The organism is Streptomyces sp. NPDC058308 (genome assembly GCF_042880275.1).
In the GTDB taxonomy this organism is placed as follows: domain Bacteria; phylum Actinomycetota; class Actinomycetes; order Streptomycetales; family Streptomycetaceae; genus Streptomyces.
Map to the genome: position 1 here is coordinate 42,632 of NZ_JBHVZA010000013.1, position 23,702 is coordinate 66,333.

The window sequence follows — 23,702 nt, forward strand, 5'->3', positions numbered from 1 at the left end:
TGAACGCTCACTTCAGCGAGGCGCGGCTGTCCACTTCCTGTGCGACGTTGAGCCAGACCTCACCGCAGGCCCGGGCCACGTCCGCCACCATGTCGACGCAGTGGGCGGGGACGCTCTCGATGAGCCGGTTCCACTCGTCCGGCGGGAGGGTGGCCGCGTCAAGGAGCCGCAGCAGCAGGCGGCCGGAGTCGGTGAAGCGGATGGAGGGGTCGCGCTTCAGGATCGGGATCAGCTCCGCGGCGACCGGCGCGACGGTCCCGGACGTCACCGGCGCCGCCGCCCCTTCCACGGGGTCGGGTGCCACCCGGGCCGACACGGAGGGCGTCGTCGCGCGGCCGGTCACCACCTGCGCCGGTACGGTCGCGCCCGGCGTGAGGTCGGGCGCGTCCTGCCGGGAGGCGCGCGGCCGTGGCAGGTCGAGGTCGTCCTGTTCCAGCTTTCTGCGCACGTCACGGGCGGTGGACCGGGACACCCCCGCGGCACCGGCGATCTGCCGCAGCGTGGCGTCGGGATGGGTCCGGATGAACTCGCCCGTGGCGGCGCGCGCCCCGGAACTGTTGACCGGACGCGTCCGGCCGTCGCGGCCGATCCGTACCGGCGCGGCGGGCAGCCCGTCGCCGAGCCGGCGCCGGATGCTGCCGACCGTCTTGGGCGAGAGACCGGCGAACGAGGCGATCATGCGGTCCGACCACTGCGGGTGGGAATGGATGATCCGCGTCGCCGCGGCGTTGCGGTCGGCCCGGGTCAGAGGCAGCCCGTGCGTGGTGTTCGCCTGGACGGCGACGATGAAGACGTCGGCCTCGTACCCGTCGAGGAACCGTACGGCGATCTCCCGGTCACCGCGCAGCACCGTCGCCCGCAGCCGGTGCATGCCGTCGATGACCCGCATCGTGGACCGGTGCACCAGGATGGGCGGCAGGTCGGCCCCGGACTCGGCGAGGACCCGGATGTGGTCGACGTTCTCACCGACGAGGCGGGGCGAGTCGGCCGACCAGAGCAGGTCGACGGCGACCCGTTCCACGGGCAGGGAGTGCGGCCGCACTTCCCACGGCTTCTCCCCACGCATTTCCTCTCTTACGTGGTCTCGTATTCCGTTCCCGGTCGTCTCGTCTTCCGCAACTTCTGTCGACTCGCTCGCATACATGAACCCGTCGCCCCCTGTTCAGAGTTCGCCCTCTGCTCGAACGCGCCACCCAACGAAACGGAATCGCCGATTCCCACAGGTTGATTTAGATACATGCTGATACATGCTTCGTAGAAAGCGCGGAACGGACTGCGCGCCGGCCGGACGGTAGCCCGACAGCGCGGTGTCTCGGCAGCATCGGGCATGGAGAAAGACGCCCCGGCGAGCCCGCACGAGCACTCACACCGAAGCCTGAAATAGTTGTTCACTTAAATTACCGCCCGCGTACCTGAAGGAGCCACTACGGAAGGTGTCACGCAAGCACCGACTGCGCGGTTTCAAGCCAAATTCCTCAAACGACTTGACAGAGACCCTCCTACTGAACTCCTACTGCACCCCCTCTGAAGAAACAAGAACCCCCACAGATCCCCCACCCCATTACTAGAATCAGGAGGCATGGAACTCAGGCAGCTCGAATACTTCGTCGCAGTGGCCGAGGAGGAGAACTTCACCCGCGCCGCCGAGCGCGTGCACATCAGCCAGTCCGGAGTGAGCGCCCAGATCAGGCAGTTGGAGCACGACCTCGGGACGTCACTGTTCGACCGCTCGGGCCGCACCGTCCGGCTCACCCCCGCCGGGGTCGCCGCACTGCGGCACGCCCGGTCCGCGCTGGCCGCCGCCGACGCCGTCCGTCAGGCGGTGGACGAGGTGAACGGCCTCGTCCGGGGCCGGCTCGTGGTCGGCATGGTGACCGCCTGCACGGTCACGCCACTCTTCGACGCACTGTCCGCGTTCCACCACCGGCACCCCGGCGTGGAGATCGTCCTGCTGGAGGACACCTCCGACCGCCTCCTTGAACGGCTCCGCGCGGGCACCGCCGACCTCGCCCTCGTCAGCACCTCCGGCACGCCACCGCCCGGCCTGGAGGCGTACGAGATCATCCGCGAGCCCCTGGTCGCCGCGATGGCGGTCGGCCACCCGCTCTGCGAGCAGCCCCAGGTGACCCTGAAGGACCTGGCCCACCACTCGGTGGTGAGCCTCCCGACCGGCGCGGGGGTGCGCAAGGTCTTCGACGACGCGTGCGCGGCGGCGGGCGTCGACATCGAGATCGCGTTCCAGGCCGGCGCGCCCAGCGCGATCGCCGACCTGGCCATCCGCGGCCTGGGCGTCGCCATCCTCTCCGAGTCCCTGGTGGCCCAGCACCGCCCCCGCCTGACGACCCGCCCCATCGAGGGCATCCACACCGAGCCCGTCCTCTCCCTGGCCTGGTCCTCCACGGAAAACCCGGCCCTGCGCGAACTGGTCCACCACTGCCGCCAGTCCTTCGCCCGCCCGGCCCCACTGGCCCCGACGCCCGAATCGGCCCCCACGTCAGTACCCCAGCCGACGCTGTCGCCGCAGTAGCACCGAAGGCACGGCTGACGGCCTGCGCGGGAGACCCGAAACGCCAAAAGCAAAAGCCCCAGGTCACGGCGAGTGAGTCCTGGGGCTTCCACGGAGCCGCCTTCGGGATTCGAACCCGAGACCTACGCATTACGAGTGCGTTGCTCTGGCCATCTGAGCTAAGGCGGCACGCCGTCCGCACCATCGTGCGATCGGCAACGCGGCCAAGTCTACACAGTTTTCGGGGGTGCTCCGCACAGCCCCTCGTCAGGGCTATGAGCAGCGCTTTCCGTCCTTCGGGACGGTGCCCTTCAGGAGGTACGCGTTGATCGTCGAGTCGACGCACTCGCTGCCGCGGCCGAACGCCGTGTGGCCGTCGCCCTCGTATGTGAGGAGATGGCCGGAGGAGAGCTGGGAGGCCAGGGCCTTCGCCCAGCGGTAGGGGGTCGCCGGGTCGCGGGTCGTGCCCGCGACCACGATCGGGGCCGCGCCCTTCGCCTCGATGCGGTGTGCCGTGCCCGTGGCCCGCACCGGCCAGTACGTGCAGTTCAGCGAGGTCCAGGCAAGGCCGTCGCCGAAGACCGGGGAGGCCTTCTCGAAGGCGGGGAGCGCCTTCTTCACGTCGTCCGGGGAGCTGAAGGCGGGCGGCAGGTCCAGGCAGTTCACGGCCGCGTTGGCGAACATGAGGTTCGCGTACTTTCCGTCGCCGTCCCGCTCGTAGTAGCCGTCGGAGAGGGCGAGCAGGCCCGAGCCGTCCCTGTTCTTCATCGCCGAGGTGAGCGCGTCGCGCAGCTGGGGCCAGCCCGCCTCGTCGTACATCGCGGCGATCACGCCCGTCGTGGCGAGCGCCTCGCCGAGCTGCCGACCACTGCTGTCGCCCGTGCTCAGCGGCGTGCCGTCCAGTTCGCCGAGGAAGGCCTTCAGGCGCTTGCCCGCGTCCTCGGGGCTCCTGTCGCCCAGCGGGCAGTCCGCGCCGCGTGCCACGCAGTCCTTCGCGAAGGACCGGAAGGCCGTCTCGAAACCGGCGGTCTGCTCCTCGTTCATGCGGCGCGCGGAGAGCGAGGGGTCCATCGCGCCGTCGAGGACCAGACGGCCCACCCGCGCGGGGTAGAGCTCGGCGTACGTCGCGCCGAGGAACGTCCCGTACGAGGCGCCGACGAACGACAGCTTCTCGTCGCCGAGCACCGCGCGCAGGACGTCCATGTCGCGGGCCGCCTCGACCGTGGAGACGTGCGGCAGGATGTCGGCCGACTGCTGCTCGCAGCCGGCCGCGAACGCCTTGAAGGCGGTGCTCAGGTCCTCCGTCTCGCGCCGGTCGTCGGGCGTGACGTCGGTCTGCGTGTACGCGTCCATCCGCTTGCCGTCGAGGCAGGTGACGGGTTCGCTGCGGGCCACGCCGCGCGGGTCGACGGCCACCATGTCGTAGTGGGCGCGGACCTCCTCGGGGTAGCCGAGACCCGCGTACGACTGGAGGTAGCCGATCGCCGAGCCGCCGGGGCCGCCGGGGTTGACCAGGAGCGAGCCGAGGCGGCCGCTCTTCTTGGTGGCCTTCTTGCGGGCGACCGCCAGTTTGATGTCGCCGGTCGCGGGCTTGGCGTAGTCGCGCGGCGCCTTCATGGAGGTGCACTCGAAACCGGGGACACCGCACTCGTGCCAGCGCAGCTTCTGCCCGTAGTACGGGGCGAGCTCGGCCGGCACCGAGCGGGACACCGACGCCAAGGAGGCGTCCGCCGTCGAACTCTTCGCCGAACAGCCGGAGATGAGCAGTCCGGCGGTCACGAGCAGAGTGCCCCACGTGCGGAGCGAAGGGTGACGGCTGCGACGGGCGCGACGGCTGGTGTCCATCACGCGAGGGTAACTCTCCGCGAGGTGGCGATCACTCACGGCGCTCGTACGAGTGACTGGGTCAATCCCGCACCGCGGATCCGGCGCCGCGGATTCGGCACCGCTGATCCGGCACCGCTGATCCGGCACCGCGGGCCGGAGCCTGCCGGGGACGTTCCGCCTGCCCCGCGCCCGGTCACCCCGCCCGCAGCGCCACCGTCATCGCCTCGACCGCGAGCAGCGGTGCCACGTTCCGGTCCAGGGCGGTGCGGCAGGCGCCGATGGCCTCGATGCGGCGCAGCGTGGCCTCGGGCGAGGTGCCCAGGGCCATCCGCTCCAGCATGTCCTGCACCTCGGTGTTGGCGATCGCCACCCTCGAACCCAGCTGCAGGGCCAGCACGTCCCGGTAGAGCCCGGTCAGGTCGATGAGCGCGAGCTCCAGACTGTCGCGCTGCGTCCGGGTCCTGCGGCGCTTCTGCCGGTCCTCGAGCTCCTTCATCACGCCGGCCGTGCCACGCGGCATCCGGCCGCCCTGCGCAGCGCCGAGCGCCGACTTCAGGTCCTCGGTCTCCTTGGTGTCGACCTCCTCAGCGACCTGCTTGGCGTCCTCCGACGCCGTGTCGATCAGCTCCTGCGCCGCCTTCAGACAGCCGCCGATCTCCGTGACCCGCAGCGGCAGCTTCAGGACGGCGGCCCTGCGCTCGCGCGCGCGCGGGTCGGTGGCCAGCCGCCGGGCATGACCGATGTGCCCCTGCGTGGCGCGCGCCGCGGCCGCCGCGACGTCCGGCTCGATGCCGTCTCTCCGTACGAGCACGTCGGCGACCGCGTCGACCGGAGGCGTACGCAATGTCAGGTGCCGGCAACGGGAACGGATGGTCGGCAGCACGTCCTCCAGGGACGGTGCGCAGAGCAGCCACACGGTGCGGGGGGCGGGCTCCTCGACGGCCTTCAGGAGGACGTTCCCCGCGCCCTCGGTGAGGCGGTCGGCGTCCTCCAGGACGATGACCTGCCACCGTCCTACAGCGGGCGAGAGCTGCGCCCTGCGGACGAGTTCGCGGGTCTCCTTCACGCCGATGGACAGCATGTCCGTGCGCACCACTTCCACGTCGGCGTGGGTGCCGACGAGGCTGGTGTGGCAGCCGTCGCAGAACCCGCAGCCCGGGGCGCCACCCAGCGCGCGGTCCGGGCTTGTGCACTGCAGGGCGGCGGCGAAGGCGCGCGCGGCGGTGGCCCGTCCGGAGCCGGGCGGGCCCGTGAACAGCCAGGCGTGCGTCATCTTCGACGACTCCGGCGGCGGGGTGCCCGCGGTGGTCGCGGTCACCAGCGCGTCGGCGTCCCGAGCGGCGGCACCCAGCTGCTCGCTCACCCGCTCCTGACCCACCAGGTCGTCCCACACGCTCATGGGGTCACACCGCCTTACGCTGCGCTCTGCTCCGGCCCGGGCGCCGGGTTCCGGTCCCACACCGGACTGCCCATTGTGGAGGACGCCACTGACAATCCCGGCGCCGCGGGCCGTCGCGGGGCTCAGCGGCCCTTGCGCCCGCGGCGCCCCCGCCTGCCCTCGTTCTGGCTCGCCTCGTCCTCGCCCTCGCCCTCGTCCTCGTGCGACCCGAGCAGTTCGTCCGCCAGCGACGGCAGGTCGTCGAGCGGCGTCTCCTCGGCCCAGTCGGAGCGGGGCCGCCGGGGCACTCCCTGCTCGTCGATCTGGGGCAGTTCCCGGGTCCGCTCGTTCGGGCTGTCGGACGACTGGGCGGGCCGCTCGTCCCTGAAGTAACCCGGCGGCACTTTGTCCTCCGAGACGGTCGGCAGCACGGCCGTCTCGTCCGCGGCGCCCTCGGGGGCGGGCGGCTGAGGCAGCACCTCGGTGTCCTCGGGGCCGGGCCTCTCGGCTCCGACCGCGGGCAGCACGGCCGTCTCGTCGGCCGCCCCTGCGGGCTGCGTCACGACGGGCGTGGCCACGGTGGTCTCGTTGTCCGTCTCGGGCTGCTCCGTGGAGGAGTCCTTGTGCTTCGTAGAAGAGCCCTTGTGCTCCGCGGAGGAGTCCTTGTGCTCCGCGGAAGAGGTCTGGTGCTCCGTAGAAGCGGCCTTCTGCTCGGAAGCAGGGCCCATAGACCCTGTAGACCCTGACCCCGTAGACCCCGACCCCGTAGACCCCTGCCCGGACGCGGGCCCACCAGGCCCAGCAGGAACCGACCTCGAAGAAGCCGCCGCAGCCGCAGCCGCCGCCGCGGAAGCCGCCGCGAGCCGCCGCGCCTCCTCCGCCCGCAGCAGCGCCTCCTCGGCCTTCCGCTGCTTCTCGAGCCGCCGCTCCTCCGCCTCGGCCCGCCGCCGCGCCTCTTCCTCGGCCTCCCGGCGGCGCCGCTCCTCCTCGGCCGCCCGGACCTTCTCCTCGGCCAGCAGCCTGGCCTGCTCCTCCTCGGCCTTGCGGCGCGCCTCCTCGGCGCGCTTCTTGGCCTCTTCGGCCTGGCGCTCGGCCTCGCGGCGCTGGGCCTCCTCCAGCTCGCGGCGCTTGCGCGCCTCCTCCTCGGCACGGAGCTTGGCGAGCTGCTCCTGGCGCTCGCGCTCCTGGCGCTCCTCCTCGGCCTTGCGCGCGGCCTCTTCCTCGGCCTTGCGCCGTGCCTCCTCCTCGGCGGCCTTGCGGGCCTCTTCCCGGGCCTTCACCTCGGCCTCGGAGAGCGGGAGCACGACGTCGAGCCGGTGCCGGATCACGGTCGTGACCGCCTCTGGCTCCTGGGCGGCGTCGACGATCAGGTACCGCCCCGGGTCGGCGGCGGCGAGGGTGAGGAAACCGGAGCGCACGCGCGCGTGGAACTCGGCAGGCTCCGACTCCAGGCGGTCGGGCGCCTCCGTGAACCGCTCGCGGGCGGCCTCGGGGGACACGTCGAGCAGGCAGGTCAGGTGCGGTACGAGGCCGCCGGTCGCCCAGCGGTTGATGCGGGCGATCTCCGTCGGCGACAGGTCGCGACCGGCCCCCTGGTAGGCGACGGACGAGTCGATGTAGCGGTCGGAGATGACCACGGCGCCGCGCTCAAGGGCGGGGCGCACGACCGTGTCGACGTGCTCCGCGCGGTCGGCGGCGTACAGCAGCGCTTCGGAGCGGTGCGAGAGACCGGCCGAGGACACGTCCAGGAGGATCGACCGCAGCCGCTTGCCGACGGGTGTCGCCCCCGGCTCGCGCGTGACGACAACCTCGTGGCCCTTGGCGCGGATCCACTCGGCGAGCGCCTCGGCCTGCGTCGACTTGCCGGCCCCGTCGCCGCCCTCGAGGGCGATGAAGAAGCCGGTGGCGCAGGTGCCCTGCGCCGGGTCGTCGCCGCCGCGCAGCGCGTCGAGGAGGTCGTGCCGGAGGGGGACGCCCTGCCGGTCGTCGGCCTTGGCGAGGACGATCGCGGCCACCGGCAGCAGCAGCGCGCCGACCAGCATCAGCGTGAAGGCGGCGCCGCCGTGGTCGAAGACGAACTTGCCGTTGACCATGCGGTGCGGGCCGATCGCCGCGGCGACCACCGGGGCCACCAGCGCGCCGAGCGCGAGGGTGAGACGTACGACGGCGTGGAGGTGTTCCGTGGTGCGGGCCCTGCGGTAGTCCTCGACCTCCTGGTCGAGCAGCGCGTGCCCGGTGTTCGCGGCGACGCCCGCGCAGACCCCCGCGAGAGCGAGGAGCAGCAGAACGGTCGTCACGTCGGGCACGAGGCCCGCGGCGAGCAGCGCCACGCCGGTGAGGGCGATGGCGAGCGCGAGCAGGCGGCGGCGCGAGAGCGGGGGCAGCAGGGACGGCGCGGTGCGGATGCCGACGGCGGTGCCGCCGGTGAGGGCGAGGACGATCAGGCCGTACGTGACGGGTCCGCCGCCGAGGTCCTTGGCGTGCAGTACGGCGACGGCGACGGCAGCCGCGACGGCTCCGGCGACGGCGGCGCAGGCCAGGACGAAGAGCGGGATGGCGCCGGTGCGGCCCTTGTCCGTGCTGGTGCCGGTGCGCGGCCTGCGCAGCCCTTCGAGCGGGCTGCGCGCGCGTGGCGTCTGCGCACCGGGAAGTTCGAGGAAGTAGACGATCGAGAGCGACGCGGCGAAGAGTCCTGCCGCCACGAAGGACGCGAGCCCGGCCTGGTGCAGGTCGAACCAGTCGAGACCGGCGCCGAGGAGGTTCCCGATGAGCGTGATGCCGACGAGGATCACGGCCGCGAGGGGCAGCGCGACGAATCCCGTACGCAGGGCAAGGCGCCGCAGCGCGTCCATGTGATCCGGCAGCGGCCTTATCGTCGCGCCCTCCAGGGGCGGCGCGGGCAGCAGCGCGGGCGCCGCGCTCTCCCTGGCGACGGTCCAGAAGCGCTCGGCGACGCCGACGACGAAGGACGTCACCAGGATCACCGCGAGGGCGTCGTCGGGCGTCCAGTCGATCCACAGCGGCGCGACGATCAGCAGCGCGGCCCGCACGCCGTCCGCCCCGACCATCGTCCAGCGGCGGTCGAGCGGTCCGTCCGGGGAGGTGAGGGAGGTGAGTGGCCCGAGGAGCACCGCTCCGAAGAGCAGCGTCGCGAGAACGCGCGCTCCGAAGACCGCGGTTACGGCGAGGGCCACCCCTCTGTAACCGCCTCCGAAGGCGCCTTCGGCGATGGCGGACTGGAGCGCGAGGATCACCAGAACGAGGAGCGCGAGCGCGTCGCCGACACTGTCGACGAGGTGGGCGCTCCACAGCCGCTTCAGTTGGGGTACGCGCAGCAAGGCGCGGACGGCACGCTCTCGGGAATCTGCGACCAGGGCGTCGTCGGGGGCCGGGATTCCGGCCGTTGGCTGCTCGGCACGCGTCATCCGTCCAGCCTATCTGGACGGACTGACTCCCCGCCGAGCCACCCGAACAAACGACCGTCTGGTCCATCTGGTCCAGTTGCGGGCGGAACGTGCCGTTTCAGGGGCGGACAGGCCGGTGCCGGGCGCCTCCAGTGAGGCGCCCGGCACTGGACAGGTCGGTGGAGGTCAGTCCTCCGAAGCCGCCTTGGACGCGGCCACCGTCTTCTTGGCGGTCGTCTTCTTGGCAGTCGTCTTCTTCGCCGCGGTGGTGGTCTTCTTGGCCGCTGTCTTCTTGGCGGCGGCCTTCTTGGCAGGCGCCTTCTTCGCGGCGGTCTTCTTCGCGGGTGCCTTCTTCGCCGTCTTCTTGGCGGGGCCCTTCGCACGCTTCTCCGCGAGGAGTTCGTAGCCCCGCTCCGGAGTGATGTCCTCCACGGAGTCCGCCGCCCGCAGCGTCGCGTTCGTCTCGCCGTCGGTGACGTACGCGCCGAAGCGGCCGTCCTTGACCACGACCGGCTTTCCGCTGACCGGGTCCTCGCCGAGCTCCTTGAGCGGCGGCTTCGCCGCGGCGCGGCCACGCTGCTTCGGCTTGGAGTAGATCTCCAGAGCCTCCTCCAGCGTGATCGTGAAGAGCTGCTCCTCGGTGTCGATGGAGCGCGAGTCCGTGCCCTTCTTCAGATACGGGCCGTACCGGCCGTTCTGCGCGGTGATCTCGACGCCCTCGGCGTCGGCACCGACCACGCGCGGAAGGGACATCAGCTTGAGGGCGTCCGCGAGGGTGACCGTGTCGAGCGACATGGACTTGAAGAGCGAGGCGGTGCGCGGCTTGACCGCGTTCTTGCCGGTCTTCGGGGTGCCCTCGGGGAGGATCTCCGTCACGTACGGGCCGTAGCGGCCGTCCTTGGCGACGATCTGGCGGCCCGTCTCGGGGTCCGCGCCCAGCTCGAAGTCGCCGCTCGGCTTGGCGAGCAGCTCCTCCGCGTACTCGACGGTCAGCTCGTCGGGCGCCAGGTCGTCGGGGACGTCCGCGCGCTGGTGGTTCTCGGAGTCGCGCTCGCCCCGCTCGATGTAGGGGCCGTAGCGGCCGACGCGCAGCACGACGTCGTTGCCGACCGGGAAGGACGACACCTCGCGGGCGTCGATCGCGCCGAGGTCGGTGACGAGCTCCTTGAGTCCGCCGAGGTGGTCGCCGTCGCCGTTGCCCGCCTCGGCGGCGCTGCCGGAGCCCTCGCCCTCGCCGAAGTAGAAGCGCCGCAGCCACGGCACGGCCTGCGCCTCGCCGCGGGCGATGCGGTCGAGGTCGTCCTCCATCCTGGCGGTGAAGTCGTAGTCGACGAGCCGGCCGAAGTGCTTCTCAAGGAGGTTGACGACGGCGAACGACAGGAAGGAGGGAACGAGCGCCGTCCCCTTCTTGAAGACGTACCCGCGGTCGAGGATCGTGCCGATGATCGACGCGTACGTCGACGGGCGGCCGATCTCGCGCTCTTCGAGCTCCTTGACCAGGCTGGCCTCGGTGTAGCGGGCCGGGGGCTTGGTGGCGTGGCCGTCGACGGAGAGCTCGTCGGCGGAGAGCGGGTCGCCCTCGTTGACCTGCGGAAGCCTGCGCTCGCGGTCGTCCAGCTCGGCGTTCGGGTCGTCGGCGCCCTCTACGTAGGCCTTGAGGAAGCCGTGGAAGGTGATGGTCTTGCCGGACGCGCTGAACTCGGCGTCGCGGCCGTCGGAGGCGCGGCCGCCGATCTTCACCGTGACGGAGTTTCCGGTCGCGTCCTTCATCTGGGAGGCGACGGTCCGCTTCCAGATCAGCTCGTAGAGCCGGAACTGATCACCGGTCAGGCCGGTCTCGGCGGGCGTGCGGAAACGATCACCCGACGGGCGGATCGCCTCGTGCGCCTCCTGTGCGTTCTTGACCTTTCCGGCGTACGTGCGCGGCTTGTCCGGCAGGTAGTCGCTGCCGTAGAGCTGCGTGACCTGCGCGCGGGCGGCGGTGACCGCCGTGTCGGACAGGGTCGTGGAGTCCGTACGCATGTAGGTGATGAAGCCGTTCTCGTACAGCTTCTGGGCCACCTGCATGGTCGCCTTGGCGCCGAAGCCGAGCTTGCGGCTCGCCTCCTGCTGCATCGTCGTCGTACGGAACGGCGCGTACGGCGAGCGGCGGTACGGCTTGGACTCGACCGAACGTACGGAGAAGTCCGTGTCCTGGAGGGCGGCGGCCAGCGAGCGGGCGTTCGCCTCGTCCAGGTGGAGGGTGTCGGACTTGAGCTGCCCGACGGAGTTGAAGTCGCGGCCCTGGGCGACGCGCTTGCCGTCGACCGTGGTGAGGCGGGCGACCAGCTGCGCGGGGTCGGAGGCGTCACCGGCGCGGCCGGTGCCGAAGGTGCCCGTCAGGTCCCAGTACTCGGCGGAGCGGAAGGCGATGCGCTCGCGCTCCCGCTCGACGACGAGGCGGGTGGCGACGGACTGCACGCGGCCGGCCGACAGGCGCGGCATGACCTTCTTCCACAGGACCGGCGAGACCTCGTAGCCGTAGAGGCGGTCGAGGATGCGGCGGGTCTCCTGGGCGTCGACCATGCGCTTGTTGAGCTCGCGCGGGTTGGCGACGGCGCTGCGGATCGCGTCCTTGGTGATCTCGTGGAAGACCATCCGGTGGACGGGGACCTTGGGCTTCAGGACCTCGAGGAGGTGCCACGCGATGGCTTCGCCCTCGCGGTCCTCATCGGTGGCGAGGAAGAGTTCGTCGGAGTCCTTCAGCAGGTCCTTGAGCTTCTTGACCTGGGCCTTCTTGTCGGCGTTGACGACATAGATGGGCGCGAAGTCGTGCTCGACGTCCACGCCGAGGCGGCGCACCTCACCGGTGTACTTCTCGGGCACCTCCGCGGCACCGTTGGGGAGGTCGCGGATGTGCCCGACGCTGGCCTCGACTACGTAGCCGGGGCCGAGGTAGCTCTTGATCGTCTTCGCCTTGGCAGGCGACTCGACGATGACGAGTCGGCGGCCGCCCTGTGCGGTCTCGCTGGTCGGGGACAACTTCGCTCTTCTCTCCGGTCGACGCTCGGTGGCACTGCGCGGTGGCGTTGCTCTCGGCAGTGCGGTGGCAGTGCCCGCATGGCTTGCGTTGCGCTGTCGCTGCGGAGTGTGACGGTACATCCCGCCCCCGTGTCAAACGGGAAAAGCCCGCAACGGCCACTCGAACGGTAACCCGACTACCGCCATTCCTGCCGCCCGGAGTGGCGACCCGCTGTTTTGGCACCGGGCCCGGCCACAGGCCCGGCCACACCTGCGTGATCACCGGGAGCGGAGTGTCCTGCGGGTCGGAAGGAGAGCGTCCGCGGGGTGGGGAGGGGAGCGTCGGCAGGGTCGGGAGGGGAGCGTTTCACCGGGCCCGGAGGGGATCGGACACCTTGCCGGGGCGGCGGGGCGTCGGCACGACCGAGGCCTGGTCGAACGGCCGCCCGGTCAACCGGAACGGCACGGTCCGCCGCGCTGCCGAGGCCGCGTCAGAGCCTCGTGAAGCACCACACGCCGAGGAGCAGCGCGCCCGATCCGGCGAGCGTGGCGAGTGTCACCGATGCGACGGGGCTCACACCCTGGGCGACGGGGGCACGGTGCGCGACACGCGCACCGGTCCACAGCAGCAGTCCGGCGCCGAACAGCGCGAACACCGTCCCCGCGAAGATCGCCGGTCCGCTCTCCATGGTCTGCCTCCCCGTGCCGATTCCCCTGTGGGACGCCTTGCGGTACGCCCTGCCGGATGTCCGGTCGGACTTCGGCGGGAATCCCTGCGGGGAGGCTGACACGTACGGGAATCGGGAGTGCGAAATCGGGGTGAACGACGGACGGCCTCGCCCGCTCGTCCCCGCGCGGCCCGGCTCGCTACTCCCCGACCGGCAGCAGAAAGCCCTGCTGTACGAGGAGCCTGATCTGCGCCGGCGTCCGGTCGCGCAGCAACACGGGGTCCTCACCGACCAGTTGCGCGATGGCGTCCAGGATCCGCCCCGCGCTCAGCGAGCCGTCGCAGACGCCCGCGAACCCCGCGCCCACCGTGTCCACCTTGGTGGCGCGCCGCATCCCGCGGTTCTGGCGCAGCACGACGTGCTCCGGGTCCTCGGCTCCCGGCAGCCCGACCTGCTCCTGCACGACCTCGTCGGCGAGCTTGAAGTGCCCGGCGAGCAACGCCGCGTCGTCGTGCGTCCGCAGGTAGTCCTGGCGCTCGAAGAACTCCCGCACGGTGTCGCCGAGCGGCTGCTCGACGGGGTGCGGCCACTCCTCCACGGTGACGGACGGCTCGGCGGCCCCGCTCTTCCTGAGCGTGATCCAGCCGAATCCGACGGCCCGCGTGCCCCGCGCCTCGAACTCGTCCAGCCACGCGTCGTACCGCGACGCGTACTGCGCGGGGTCCGTGCGGTGGTCCCCCGCGTCCCGCAGCCACAGCTCGGCGTACTGCGTGATGTCCTGCACCTCGCGCTGCACGATCCAGGCGTCGCAGTCGCGCGGCACCCAGGAGCGCAGGCGGTCCTGCCACTCCTCGCCGTCCACGTGCTGCCAGTTCGCCAGGAAGTGCGCGTACCCCCCTTCGTTCAGGTACTCCCCCGCCTCCTGAACGAGCGACCGGCACAGATCGTCCCCGCCCATCCCACCGTCCCGGTAGGTGAGCCGGGCGCCCGGCGAGATCACGAACGGCGGGTTCGACACGATCAGGTCGTACGTCTCGTCGGCCACCGGCCCGTAGAGCGAGCCCTCCCGCAGGTCCGCGTCCGGGGCCCCGGAGAGCGCGAGCGTGAGCCGGGTGAACCGCAGCGCGCGGGGGTTGAGGTCGGTCGCGGTCACGCGCGTGGCGTGCTGCGCGGCGTGCAGCGCCTGGATGCCGGATCCGGTGCCGAGGTCGAGGGCGCTCGCGACGGGCATACGCACCGTGATCCCCGCGAGCGTCGTGGACGCGCCGCCGACGCCGAGGACGACGCCTTCCTCGTGCTTGCCGATGCCGCCGGCGCCGCCGACCGCGCACCCGAGGTCGGAGACGATGAACCAGTCCTCACCGCTCGGCCCGCCGTACGGCCGCACGTCCACGGTCGCCCGCAGCGCACCGTCCCGCTCGGCGCTCTTCTCGTCCTCGGCCAGCCAACCGCTCTCCAGGAGTGCGTCGACGGGCAGAACGTCCGCCACGCGCGCGCGCGGCACGGATTCCTGCAGCAGAAAGAGGCGTACGAGCGCCGCGAGCGCCCCGTCCCCGCGCGTGGCCCGCAGCGCGGGCACGGTCTCGCTGCGGGCGAGCGCGGTGTACGCGGGCGCCCCGAGCAGCTCGAGCAGCCCGTCAGCGGTGAAGTCGGCGCCGAGCAGGGCCTCCCGCAGGGAGGCGGCGTGGTCGGACGAGGGCAGGGGGAGGCTGGCGTTACTCACTCCCCCATTGTGGCCCGCCCGGCGCGCCGACGCCCTCGGCGCCGTGTGTGGCGCCGAGGGCGTCGGGAACGCTCGGAGGACGTCAGGAACGCCCGAGGACGTCAGGAACGTACAGAGCCGCACGAGGACGGCTCTTGGTGGCTGGGGCCGGGGCGCCGGGGCTCGCTCTTGGCGGCTGGGGCCGGAGCGCTGGGACTCGCCTTGGCGGCTGGGGCTGGGGCGCCGGGGCTAGCTCTTGGCGGAGGGCGTGGCGGACGCGCTCTTGCAGCTGTCCTGCTTGCCCATCGCCTTGCCGACCTCCCCCTCCTGCAGCTTCTCCAGCGCTTCGTTACCGCTCTTGCTCAGCTTGTCCAGCTCGCCCGCGACGTCCTTGAGGCCGTCCGCGAAGTCCGCCTGGTTCTTGGTGTCCAGGCCGTCGACCTGCTTCTTCAGGTCCCCGTACGACTTGGAGATGGAGTTGAGTTCCTTGACGGCGTCGTCCGCCTTCTTCTTCCCGTCGTCGGCCGGCGGCGCGCCCGCGCTCTTCACGGCGTTGCCCATCGACTTGTAGGCGTCGGACATGTCCTTGAACGCCTTGGAGTCGGTCTTCTGGACGTCGGACGGGGAGCTGTTGTCGGATGTCTCCTTCTGGATCGCGGCGTTGGCGTCCGCGATCTTCTTCGACTGGGGCTGGACCGAGTCACAGACCTTCTTGGCCCAGTTGTCGAGCTTCTCGTCGCCGTCGTCGCTGCTGCACCCTGACAAAGCGAGTACCAGTACCGCACCGCCGGACAGTGCGGCTGCAAGCTTCTTGTTCACCGGATTGGTCCCTTCCGTGGCTCTCGGCCCCGGAACTTACACGCCAACTGGGCGACAACCGCATGTCGGGGGACCGGTACTGCCGCTATTGCAGCCATTTGCACCAAGCGGCGCACGGCATGCGAGAGAAGGCTCACGAGGCCCCGCGCACCCACCGGCCCGCGCACGGCGACGGGCGGACGGCGCCTCAAAAAGCGCCGTCCGCCCGCACGTTGGGCAGAGCCCGACCAGGAGTGACGAAGTCTCCGCTACGAGACCACGGCAGGGTCGACCGGTTTGGCCACCCGCTCGGCGTTGTCCTCGTCCCCGACGGCGATACCGCGCCGCTTGGAGACGTAGACCGCGCCGATGATGATCGCGATGGAGAGCGCCGCGATCAGCACCCGCACGCCGACGCTGGCGTCGTCCCCGTAGCTGAACTTGATGACCGCGGGCGCGATGAGCAGCGCCACCAGGTTCATCACCTTCAGCAGAGGGTTGATCGCCGGGCCCGCGGTGTCCTTGAACGGGTCGCCGACCGTGTCACCGATGACGGTCGCGGCGTGCGCCTCGCTTCCCTTGCCGCCGTGGTGGCCGTCCTCGACGAGCTTCTTGGCGTTGTCCCAGGCACCGCCGGAGTTGGCGAGGAAGACCGCCATGAGGGTGCCCGTGCCGATCGCGCCCGCCAGGAACGAGCCGAGCGCGCCGACGCCGAGCGAGAACCCGACCGCGATCGGGGTGAGCACGGCGAGCAGACCCGGCGTGGCCAGCTCGCGCAGCGCGTCCTTGGTGCAGATGTCGACGACGCGCCCGTACTCCGGTTCCTCGGTGTAGTCCATGATCCCGGGATGCTCGCGGAACTGCCGCCGCACCTCGTAGACCACGGCTCCCGCCGACCGCGACACCGCGTTGATCGCAAGCCCCGAGAAGAGGAAGACGACCGCGGCGCCGAGGATGAGCCCCACCAGGTTGTTGGGCTGTGAGATGTCCATCACGAGGTTCATCGGCGCGCCGTCGCCCAGTTTCTCGCCGACGTCCTTGGCCGCTTCCGCGATGGCGTCGCGGTACGACCCGAAGAGCGCCGACGCCGCGAGGACCGCGGTCGCGATGGCGATGCCCTTGGTGATGGCCTTGGTGGTGTTGCCGACGGCGTCCAGGTCGGTGAGCACCTGCGCGCCCGCGCCCTCGACGTCGCCGGACATCTCCGCGATGCCCTGCGCGTTGTCGGAGACGGGTCCGAAGGTGTCCATGGCGACGATGACGCCGACCGTGGTCAGCAGCCCCGTACCGGCGAGCGCGACCGCGAACAGGGCGAGCATGATCGACGTACCGCCGAGCAGGAACGCCCCGTACACGCCGAGCCCGATCAGGAGCGCGGTGTAGACGGCCGATTCCAGACCGAGCGAGATACCGGCCAGGACCACGGTGGCCGGGCCGGTGAGCGAGGTCTTCCCGATGTCCTGGACGGGACGCCGGTTGGTTTCGGTGAAGTAGCCGGTGAGCTGCTGGATCAGCGCGGCCATCACGATGCCGATGGCCACGGCGACGAGCGCGAGCACCCGCGGATCGCCGTCGTGGCCCTTGATCGCCGCGTCGGTGACCCCGTCCAGGTCCGTGTACGAGGACGGGAGGTACGCGTAGACGGCCCCGGCCACGAGCACCAGCGAGATGAACGCGGAGATGAAGAACCCGCGGTTGATCGCGCTCATGCCACTGCGGTCGGAGCGCCGGGGCGCCACCGCGAAGATGCCGATCATCGCGGTCACGACGCCGATGGCCGGGACGATCAGCGGGAAGGCGAGCCCGGAGTCACCGAACGCCACCTTCCCGAGGATCAGCGCGGCGACCAGCGTCACGGCGTACGACTCGAAGAGGTCGGCGGCCATACCGGCACAGTCGCCGACGTTGTCGCCCACGTTGTCGGCGATGGTCGCGGCATTGCGCGGATCGTCCTCCGGAATGCCCTGCTCGACCTTGCCGACCAGGTCGGCGCCGACGTCGGCGGCCTTGGTGAAGATGCCGCCGCCGACACGCATGAACATCGCGATCAGCGCCGCGCCGAGGCCGAAGCCTTCGAGCACCTTCGGCGCGTCGGCCGCGTAGACGAGCACCACACAGGAGGCGCCCAGAAGACCGAGCCCCACCGTGAACATGCCGACTACGCCGCCCGTGCGGAAAGCGATCTTCATGGCCTTGTGCGAGACGGCGGTGAGATCCTTTTCCGGCTCACCTTCCGCCGGGGTGGCCTCTCGGGCGGCGGCTGCGACGCGCACATTGCTGCGTACGGCGAGCCACATACCGATATAGCCGGTGGTCGCCGAGAAGGCCGCACCGATCAAGAAGAAGATCGATCGTCCGGCGCGCTGATTCCAGTCGTCCGCGGGCAGCAGCATGAGCAGGAAGAACACCACGACGGCGAATACGCCGAGAGTGCGCAACTGTCGTCCCAGATAGGCATTCGCGCCCTCCTGGACCGCTGCCGCGATCTTCTTCATGCTGTCGGTGCCCTCACCTGCCGCGAGCACCTGGCGGACCAGTACGCCCGCGACGACGAGCGCCGCGAGTGCGACGGCCGCGACGACCATCACGATGAGGCGATTGTCATCTGTCAGGACTGCGGCTGCGAAGGTTGAGGGGTGGTCAAACTGATGAGGGGTAGAAAGCCCCGCCATTCGTCCTCCTTGGCGCTTGGGCTGAGCTCAAGATGTGGACGGATTGTAGGGAGCGGAACCTGATCAAAACAGAGCGCCACAAACGGAATTGACCTGAGATTGCTTCTCAGCAAATGATCGCGCACGAGGATTGACCCCAAAAGCGGTAATGCCTCAAAACCGTTGACGCATGGAGACGCCGACTCGTCGATCTAGGTAAATAGCTGATCAGAAAAGGAAAAGGTCCTGTTCACCGTGGTGCCGGGCGGCCCCTTGGGAGGCCGCGAGCGGGAGCGCGATGGGGGCGGCGGGGCGCCGAAGGTCGGTGGGGTGGAGTGACGCGGGGAGGCTCGGAGAGGATTCGGGGAGAGCCGGGGGTGGAGGGGGCCGGGAAGAGGCCCGAAAGATGCCCGGAAGAGGCCACCAGGGAGCTGGGCGGGGGGATGGGGCCTGGATGGGGCCGGAACGCGGCGGGGGCGCCCGCGAGAGTGCGGCGGAGGCGCGGCAGGAGCGCGGCGAGAACTGGTCCAGGAAGGTTGGGAGTCTGCCGGGCGTGTCTGGGTCGGTCCAGGTCAGTCCGGAAGGGGGCCGGGCTCAGTGCTGGACGGGGCCAAGGGGCGGGGACCGGGACGGGTCAGGCGCGCGGGCGTGACCCGAGTGGGTCACGTCACGTCGGCGAGGGTGTCGACCAGGGCCTGGCGTCGGGCCGGGACATGCGGGTGCCCCGGAACGGTCAGGTTGAGGCGGGTCGGATGCGAAGCGAGGCAGAGATGAGGCGGGGCGGATCAAGGCCCGTCAGGGGACGAGCGGCGCCGGAGTCGTCGGCCAGCTCATGCGGATGAGGCCGCCGGACTCGCCGGCCGTGACCTCAACGTCGTCCACGAGCCCGCTGATGACCGCGAGGCCCATCTCGTCCTCGCCCTCCGCGTCGTCGCCGTCGCCGAGCCCCACGCCGGGCGCCCGGTCACCGGGGGCCGCACGGGGTGCCTCGTCGCCGACCTCGATGGAGAACTGCTTCTCGTCCTCGATCAGCGCCACCCGCACCGGCTCCGTCACGCCGCTGCTCTGATGCAGCCCGACGGCGCGCGTGCAGGCCTCGCCGACCGCGAGCCTGACCTCGTCGAGAACGGCCTCGTCCACTCCGGCCCTGCGCGCCACCGCGGCCGCCACGAGGCGGGCGGTCCTGACGTGCTCGGGCAGCGCGCTGAAGCGGAGTTCAACGGTGGCCATGCATCCCCCTCGACATACGCACGTGCTGTCAGGGGGCCGGGCCGCAGGCCCGGTCCCCTGCTGTACTGCCAACCCCGGGCCCAGGGCCCGGGAGGTCCGGCTTCCGGTCGACCGCCACTCAGTCGGTGGCGGCGACCGCTTCCTCGACCGAGGTGTGAATGGGGAACACCTTGGTCAGACCGGTGATACGGAAGATCTTGAGAATGCGCTCCTGGTTGCAGACCAGGCGCAGCGAGCCCTCATGGGCCCGCACCCGCTTCAGGCCGCCGACCAGCACGCCGAGCCCGGTGGAGTCGAGGAAGTCCACGCCCTCCATATCGACGACAAGATGAAAACTGCCGTCGTTCACCAGCTCGACCAACTGCTCGCGCAGCTTGGGCGCGGTATATACATCGATTTCGCCACCGACCTCGACGACCGTACGATCGCCGACGGTACGGGTCGACAGGGACAGGTCCACGGATCCTCCAGCACCTTGCTATCGAGCGGTCATCCCTCGGGACACCTCGGCAGAGCCCCCAGGACGGATCGCCAGCCGCGATGGCATTCAATCACTTACTGGTAGGCGCGCACGACGCCTTGGGACCATTGTCCATCCCGCCAGTGACACACTCGATGCCGATGGCCAAAATTTCCCCTCCCGGAGGACCCTCTGCGGGCGCCCCGGCACACACGTCCCCGCGGACCGTCCTTGACCGGCTCACCGCGGGGCCGAGCCGTGCATCGCGCGTCACTCATACGGAGCACTTGCCCCCACGTGAGGCCCGGTATGCAGTCTGGCCCGACCGCATCCGCCCCGAGGTCATATCCGCCGTCCGAGCCGCAGGCATCGAGCACCCCTGGGCCCATCAGGCGCTGGCCGCCGAGCACGCCCTGGACGGCGAATCCGTGGTCGTCGCCACCGGCACCGCGTCCGGCAAGTCCCTGGCCTACCTCACCCCCGTGCTCTCCGCCCTCCTCGACGGCTCCGAAGCCCCCAACGGCCGCGGCACCACCGCCCTGTACCTCGCCCCGACCAAGGCCCTCGCCGCCGACCAGCGCCGGGCCGTCCGCGAGCTGGCGGGCCCGCTCGGCAAGGCGGTACGCCCCGCCGTGTACGACGGCGACACCCCCTTCGAGGAACGGGAGTGGGTCCGCCAGTACGCCAATTACGTCCTGACCAACCCCGACATGCTGCACCGCGGGATCCTCCCCTCCCACCCCCGCTGGTCCGCCTTCCTGCGCGCCCTGCGCTACGTCGTCATCGACGAGTGCCACACCTACCGCGGCGTCTTCGGCTCCCACGTCGCCCAGGTCCTGCGCCGGCTGCGCCGCCTCTGCGCCCGCTACGGCTCCGAGCCCGTCTTCCTCCTCGCCTCCGCCACCTCCGCCGATCCCGCCGCGTCCGCGGAGCGCCTCACCGGAGTGCCCGTGCGCGAGGTCGCCGACGACGCCTCCCCCCGCGGCGACCTCGTCTTCGCCCTCTGGGAGCCCCCTCTCACCGAGCTCCACGGCGAGAAGGGCGCCCCCGTCCGCCGCACCGCCACCGCCGAGACCGCGGACCTGCTCACCGACCTCACCCTCCAAGGCGTCCGATCCGTCGCCTTCGTACGCTCCCGGCGCGGCGCCGAACTCATCTCCGTCATCGCCCAGGAACGGCTCGCCGAGGTCGACCGCTCCCTCGTCCGGCGTGTCGCCGCCTACCGCGGCGGCTACCTCCCCGAGGAGCGCCGCGCCCTCGAACGCGCCCTGCACTCCGGCGAACTCCTCGGCCTCGCCGCCACCACCGCCCTCGAACTCGGCGTGGATGTCTCAGGGTTGGACGCGGTCATCATCGCCGGCTACCCGGGTACGCGAGCCTCGCTCTGGCAGCAGGCCGGGCGCGCGGGGCGGTCCGGCCAGGGCGCCCTGGCCGTCCTCGTCGCCCGCGACGATCCGCTGGACACCTATCTCGTCCACCATCCCGAGGCGCTGTTCCAGCAGCCCGTGGAGTCCACGGTCCTCGACCCCGACAACCCGTACGTCCTCGCCCCCCACCTCTGCGCCGCCGCCTCGGAACTCCCGCTTGTCAAAGAGGACTTCGCGCTCTTCGGCCCCACCACCGAGGAACTCCTCCCCCAGCTCGAGGCCGCGAAGCTACTCCGTCGCCGAGCGAAGGCCTGGCACTGGACCCGCCGGGAGCGGGCCGCCGACCTCACCGACATCCGCGGCGAGGGCGGCAAGCCCGTCCAGATCGTCGAGGAGGGCACGGGCCGGCTGCTCGGCACGGTCGACGCGTCCGCGGCCCACACCACCGTCCACGAAGGCGCCGTCCACCTCCATCAGGGGCTCACCTATCTCGTGCGCCACCTCGATCTGGAGGACTCGGTGGCCCTGGTCGAAGAGGCCGTACCGCCCTACTCCACGACCGCGCGCGACACCACGGCGATCTCCATCCTGGAGACGGACACCGAGGTCCCCTGGGGCGCCGGGCGCCTCTGCTACGGCTCTGTCGAAGTCACCAACCAAGTCGTCTCCTTCCTGCGTCGCAAACTCATCACCGGCGAGGTGCTCGGCGAGACGAAGCTGGACCTCCCTCCCCGTACGCTGCGCACCCGGGCCGTGTGGTGGACGGTGACCGAGGACCAACTGGACGCCGCCCGCGTCAATCCCGAGATCCTCGGCGGGGCGCTGCACGCCGCCGAGCACGCGTCCATCGGCATGCTGCCGCTGTTCGCCACGTGCGACCGGTGGGACATCGGCGGGGTCTCCATACCGCTGCATCCGGACACGCTCCTTCCCACGGTCTTCGTGTACGACGGCCACCCAGGCGGGGCGGGCTTCGCCGAGCGCGCCTTCCATACGGCGCGTGAGTGGCTGACGGCCACGCGACAGGCGATCGCCTCGTGCGAGTGCGAGGCGGGCTGCCCTTCGTGCATCCAGTCCCCCAAGTGCGGCAACGGCAACGATCCGCTGCACAAGCGGGGGGCGGTTCGGTTGCTTTCGGTGTTGCTGAAGGGGGCGGGGGCGTAGGCGGCTGCGCTTGGGCGGGGGCGCCTGGTGTCCGGTGGTGGGGGGGCGGGGACGTGGGGGTATGTGCGTACTCGCCATCCCTGCGTCACGCTGCACGGACAAAGACGCCAGAGCATGCTCGGTGCTCCGTGCGCACATACCCCCACGCCCCCTCGGGCCGCTCGGGCGACTGCCGGCCGGTGGGGGCGGCTGGCTCCGACTCCCGCCATACGTCGCGGGGCAAACGCCCCGCTCCGACTCCCGCCGTACGTCGCGGATAAACGCCCCCCGCCCTTACTCCTGCGGATGGCCACGGCTAACCCCCACCCCCCCCGGCCCCTACTCCCGCCATACGTCGCGGGGCAAACGGGTGGGTGGGTGGGATATCTCCGCCGCGAAGCGGCGGGCCTGTTCGTACCGCGAGCGGGGAACCGGGGGAGGCCCCCACGCAGCCGCCCTTGCCGAGGGCAGGGAGGCGTGACGCCCCCGTACTGGCGGAGGCACGGCCCGCGGAGGCGGATGGCCCGGGCCCGCCCGGGACCTCACCGTGGCGGAGAAGGGGCCGGCCGAAGAGGTGGCCGCGACCTCGGAGACCTGCCCACGCAGCACGCACCGCAGGACCCGCGCCCCCTGCTCCTCGGCCACCCGAACGGCTCCCTCACACGCGTGGGAGGAACCCTCCGCCCACCGGTCCGCCGCAGCCAGCGCCGCCAGATCCGCCGCGCCGCCCGCCCGGTGCCGGGCCACGACGACCTGAGCCATCGCGAGCACCGCGCCGCAGACCACGCCGAGCACGGCCATCACGACGACCACCCACACGGTGGCGGCCCCGCGATCCCGGCCCTCTTCGCACCACCTTCCGGCCCTCATACGTCCACCCCCACCGTCTCCTCCGCCAACGCCACTGCCTCGGACCGCAGACGCAGCCCCAGACCAAGCACCCCGAGGCCCGGCGGGTCCGCCGCCACCTCGACCCGCACCAGGTCGCCCTCGTGCCGCACGGAGACGCTCGCCCCGCGCGGCGCCGCCTGGCGTGCCGCCGCCACGGCCGCGCTCTCGGGGTCCTGCCGGGCCGCGGCCCGGGCACCGGCCCGAGCCGCGTCCACACACTGGATCTGCGCGGATGCCGCCAGCAACGTCCAGATCAGCGCCATGGTGAACAGCACCAGCGTCGGCAGCACCACGGCCGCCTCCGCCGTCACGAACCCCCGGTCCGAGAAGGGCGACCGGTCCCGGAGTCGGACGCTCCGGAACCCTCGCACCACGTCAGAACGGGACATCGAGCGCCTTCTCCACGACCGCCTGCAGGGCCGCCTTGACCTGCCCGCTCGTCACCACTTTGTAGAGCAGCCCGGCGAAGCCCACCGCCGCGATCAGGCCCATCGCGTACTCGGACGTGACCATCCCCGTGTCCCCGTCCAGCGCACCGGCCCGCCACCTCAGCCCTCGCAGACCCGCGAAGCTCCACGGACGCCGACGTCGTTCCGACGTGAGCCCTCGTGTCGCCTCTCCTTGCATCTTCTTCTTCTGCAGCATTTCAACCTCCTTGAGAATTAGCTCTGTTGCCG

Annotated in this window: 16 protein-coding genes and 1 tRNA gene; 2 read left to right on the top strand and 15 right to left on the bottom strand. The window is 71.2% G+C overall.

Annotated features, from left to right (window positions below):
* Positions 1-7: 7 nt before the first annotated feature.
* Positions 8-1,066 carry a streptomycin biosynthesis protein gene (locus ACFVYL_RS19060; protein WP_389717382.1) on the bottom strand — a complete coding sequence of 353 codons (1,059 nt, stop codon included), beginning with the start codon at positions 1,064-1,066 and terminating at the stop codon, positions 8-10.
* A 513-nt stretch (positions 1,067-1,579) separates the two neighbouring features.
* On the opposite strand from ACFVYL_RS19060, the gene ACFVYL_RS19065 reads away from it, so the two are divergent.
* Positions 1,580-2,527 (top strand): LysR family transcriptional regulator, encoded by a 948-nt coding sequence (locus tag ACFVYL_RS19065; protein ID WP_389717383.1) that lies wholly within the window; start codon positions 1,580-1,582, stop codon positions 2,525-2,527.
* Between the two features lie 94 nt (positions 2,528-2,621).
* Here ACFVYL_RS19065 and ACFVYL_RS19070 read toward each other — a convergent pair.
* The 11 genes from ACFVYL_RS19070 to bldG all read right to left on the bottom strand — a co-directional run bounded on the left by ACFVYL_RS19070 (position 2,622) and on the right by bldG (position 19,624).
* Positions 2,622-2,695, bottom strand: a tRNA-Thr gene (locus ACFVYL_RS19070).
* Positions 2,696-2,779: 84 nt separating this feature from the next.
* Positions 2,780-4,351, bottom strand: a complete 1,572-nt coding sequence (locus ACFVYL_RS19075) for an alpha/beta hydrolase (RefSeq protein ID WP_389717386.1) — start codon at positions 4,349-4,351, stop codon at positions 2,780-2,782.
* Positions 4,352-4,526: 175 nt separating this feature from the next.
* Complete coding sequence (locus ACFVYL_RS19080) at positions 4,527-5,732, bottom strand: DNA polymerase III subunit delta' (RefSeq protein ID WP_389717387.1); 1,206 nt, start codon at positions 5,730-5,732, stop codon at positions 4,527-4,529.
* A 122-nt stretch (positions 5,733-5,854) separates the two neighbouring features.
* Entirely contained in the window at positions 5,855-9,136 is a 3,282-nt protein-coding gene (gene tmk, locus ACFVYL_RS19085; RefSeq protein ID WP_389717390.1) for a dTMP kinase, read from the bottom strand.
* Positions 9,137-9,301: 165 nt separating this feature from the next.
* Positions 9,302-12,136, bottom strand: a complete 2,835-nt coding sequence (gene topA, locus ACFVYL_RS19090) for a type I DNA topoisomerase (protein WP_389717393.1) — start codon at positions 12,134-12,136, stop codon at positions 9,302-9,304.
* A gap of 470 nt (positions 12,137-12,606) precedes the next feature.
* Positions 12,607-12,804, bottom strand: coding sequence for a hypothetical protein (locus tag ACFVYL_RS19095; protein ID WP_361725907.1), 198 nt, complete (start codon positions 12,802-12,804; stop codon positions 12,607-12,609).
* Between the two features lie 178 nt (positions 12,805-12,982).
* A complete protein-coding gene (locus ACFVYL_RS19100; protein WP_389717395.1) occupies positions 12,983-14,506 on the bottom strand; it encodes a methyltransferase in 1,524 nt (507 codons plus the stop codon).
* A 228-nt stretch (positions 14,507-14,734) separates the two neighbouring features.
* Entirely contained in the window at positions 14,735-15,304 is a 570-nt protein-coding gene (locus tag ACFVYL_RS19105; RefSeq protein ID WP_389717397.1) for a small secreted protein, read from the bottom strand.
* Positions 15,305-15,552: 248 nt separating this feature from the next.
* Positions 15,553-17,955 carry a sodium-translocating pyrophosphatase gene (locus tag ACFVYL_RS19110; protein ID WP_389717400.1) on the bottom strand — a complete coding sequence of 801 codons (2,403 nt, stop codon included), beginning with the start codon at positions 17,953-17,955 and terminating at the stop codon, positions 15,553-15,555.
* 774 nt (positions 17,956-18,729) lie between these two features.
* Entirely contained in the window at positions 18,730-19,164 is a 435-nt protein-coding gene (locus ACFVYL_RS19115; protein ID WP_389717401.1) for an ATP-binding protein, read from the bottom strand.
* A 118-nt stretch (positions 19,165-19,282) separates the two neighbouring features.
* Positions 19,283-19,624, bottom strand: a complete 342-nt coding sequence (bldG, locus tag ACFVYL_RS19120) for an anti-sigma factor antagonist BldG (protein ID WP_003975386.1) — start codon at positions 19,622-19,624, stop codon at positions 19,283-19,285.
* 80 nt (positions 19,625-19,704) lie between these two features.
* Between bldG and ACFVYL_RS19125 the strand changes: the two genes are divergently transcribed.
* Positions 19,705-22,155, top strand: coding sequence for a DEAD/DEAH box helicase (locus ACFVYL_RS19125; RefSeq protein ID WP_389717403.1), 2,451 nt, complete (start codon positions 19,705-19,707; stop codon positions 22,153-22,155).
* 318 nt (positions 22,156-22,473) lie between these two features.
* Here the strand turns inward: ACFVYL_RS19125 and ACFVYL_RS19130 are convergent, their stop codons facing one another.
* The 3 genes from ACFVYL_RS19130 to ACFVYL_RS19140 are packed head-to-tail and all read right to left on the bottom strand — an operon-like array spanning position 22,474 to position 23,538.
* A complete protein-coding gene (locus ACFVYL_RS19130) occupies positions 22,474-23,004 on the bottom strand; it encodes an Rv3654c family TadE-like protein (RefSeq protein WP_389717406.1) in 531 nt (176 codons plus the stop codon).
* Entirely contained in the window at positions 23,001-23,414 is a 414-nt protein-coding gene (locus tag ACFVYL_RS19135; protein WP_389717409.1) for a TadE family type IV pilus minor pilin, read from the bottom strand. Before ACFVYL_RS19135 ends, ACFVYL_RS19130 begins: the two co-directional genes overlap by 4 nt.
* Positions 23,401-23,538: a DUF4244 domain-containing protein gene (locus ACFVYL_RS19140; RefSeq protein WP_355810965.1), complete on the bottom strand. Its 138-nt coding sequence runs from the start codon at positions 23,536-23,538 to the stop codon at positions 23,401-23,403. The genes ACFVYL_RS19135 and ACFVYL_RS19140 overlap by 14 nt, the downstream gene beginning before the upstream one ends.
* Positions 23,539-23,702: the final 164 nt, after the last annotated feature.

Bases quoted from the DNA above. Each gene is read 5' to 3' on its own strand.
- ACFVYL_RS19060 (WP_389717382.1), bottom strand. From the start codon at position 1,066: ATGCGTGGGGAGAAGCCGTGGGAAGTGCGGCCGCACTCCCTGCCCGTG.
- ACFVYL_RS19065 (WP_389717383.1), top strand. From the start codon at position 1,580: ATGGAACTCAGGCAGCTCGAATACTTCGTCGCAGTGGCCGAGGAGGAG.
- ACFVYL_RS19075 (WP_389717386.1), bottom strand. From the start codon at position 4,351: ATGGACACCAGCCGTCGCGCCCGTCGCAGCCGTCACCCTTCGCTCCGC.
- ACFVYL_RS19080 (WP_389717387.1), bottom strand. From the start codon at position 5,732: ATGAGCGTGTGGGACGACCTGGTGGGTCAGGAGCGGGTGAGCGAGCAG.
- tmk (WP_389717390.1), bottom strand. From the start codon at position 9,136: ATGACGCGTGCCGAGCAGCCAACGGCCGGAATCCCGGCCCCCGACGAC.
- ACFVYL_RS19095 (WP_361725907.1), bottom strand. From the start codon at position 12,804: ATGGAGAGCGGACCGGCGATCTTCGCGGGGACGGTGTTCGCGCTGTTC.
- ACFVYL_RS19110 (WP_389717400.1), bottom strand. From the start codon at position 17,955: ATGGCGGGGCTTTCTACCCCTCATCAGTTTGACCACCCCTCAACCTTC.
- ACFVYL_RS19115 (WP_389717401.1), bottom strand. From the start codon at position 19,164: ATGGCCACCGTTGAACTCCGCTTCAGCGCGCTGCCCGAGCACGTCAGG.
- ACFVYL_RS19125 (WP_389717403.1), top strand. From the start codon at position 19,705: ATGGCATTCAATCACTTACTGGTAGGCGCGCACGACGCCTTGGGACCA.
- ACFVYL_RS19130 (WP_389717406.1), bottom strand. From the start codon at position 23,004: ATGAGGGCCGGAAGGTGGTGCGAAGAGGGCCGGGATCGCGGGGCCGCC.
- ACFVYL_RS19135 (WP_389717409.1), bottom strand. From the start codon at position 23,414: ATGTCCCGTTCTGACGTGGTGCGAGGGTTCCGGAGCGTCCGACTCCGG.
- ACFVYL_RS19140 (WP_355810965.1), bottom strand. From the start codon at position 23,538: ATGGTCACGTCCGAGTACGCGATGGGCCTGATCGCGGCGGTGGGCTTC.